Annotated in this window: 1 protein-coding gene; it reads right to left on the reverse strand. The window is 43.1% G+C overall.

Annotated elements, in window-relative coordinates:
• Positions 1-55: 55 nt before the first annotated feature.
• On the reverse strand, positions 56-1,200 hold a 1,145-nt coding region (locus EV211_RS10615), incomplete at its 5' end, for an IS256 family transposase (protein WP_133529408.1).

Below are 1,200 nucleotides of genomic sequence, written 5' to 3' on the forward strand. Positions count from 1 at the left end.
TGTCAAGTCCATATTTGTGTGTAAATTCACTTCAGTTAAAATGTATCACCATCAGTTATGCAGCATTCCCGCTTTGTATTTTTATCATTATGCTGGTTCGCTTTTCATAGTAATCTTTCATATCAAACAGTCTCGGAAGGGTTGTCCAATCGTTATGGTCATCCAGGAGTACCGCCCCTATGAGTCGGATCACAGATGCAGAGTTCGGGAATATCTGTATCACTTTTTCCCGTCTTCTTATCTCCCGGTTTTCACGTTCGATAGTATTGCTCGTTCTTAGAGACTTCCTGTATTTTGATGGTAGTGCCATGATTATCATACTATCTTCAAATCCACTATCCAGTATAGCCATAGAGTCCTTGGCGCTGTCCTTGTATTCTTCGCAGATGGTATCTTTCAATCGGCGTGCTTCTCCGATTGTGGATGAGTTGAACATATCCGTCAATTCGGACGACAGCCCTGCCATGAACCGTTTAGGGCATCTACTCAATATGTTACGTCTTAGATGAACCTGGCATCTTTGCCATGACGCGCCCACAAATGACTCTTTGATCGCAGCTACCAGCCCGGTATGGGCATCTGAAGTAATAATATCAACATCACGTAGCCCCCGGCTTTTAAGCCCTTCAAAGAATTCCTTCCATGTGCTTTCGGATTCTGTATCATATATATCGAACCCTATGATTTCTTTGTGTCCGCTGGTATTTATTCCAACTGCTACAAACAGCGCTTTGGATCTGATTCTATGATCTTCTCGCACCTTTACATATATCGCATCTGCCATAATGAACGGATATTTCTCAGGAAGCAGCCGTTCCTTGAACTGTTTTACTGGAACATCCAGCCCTTTGCATATCTCCGAAACGGTTGATTTCGAAAATGTCTCGCCACACAATTCAGCAGTCACTTTTTTAACGCTTTGTGTTGATACGCCTTGGGTCACCATCTCCATCATCGTTGCGATCAGAGCCTGTTCATTTCGTTGATAATTTTCAAAGAGTGTAGTCTGAAATGGCATATCTCTATGTCTAGGTACCTTCAGCTCCAGCGTGCCGATCCTTGTGTTCAAGTCTCTTGTTCTGGTGCCATTTCTGTAATCGGTTCTGTCCTCCGTCCTTTCATAATTCTCTGCACCAAGTTGTTCTGTTGATTCCGCCTCGAGTACTGTATTGAGGATAGTTTCCATCAATATACCAAAAG

It is taken from the genome of Aminicella lysinilytica (assembly GCF_004362975.1).
In the GTDB taxonomy this organism is placed as follows: Bacteria; Bacillota; Clostridia; order Peptostreptococcales; family Anaerovoracaceae; genus Aminicella; species Aminicella lysinilytica.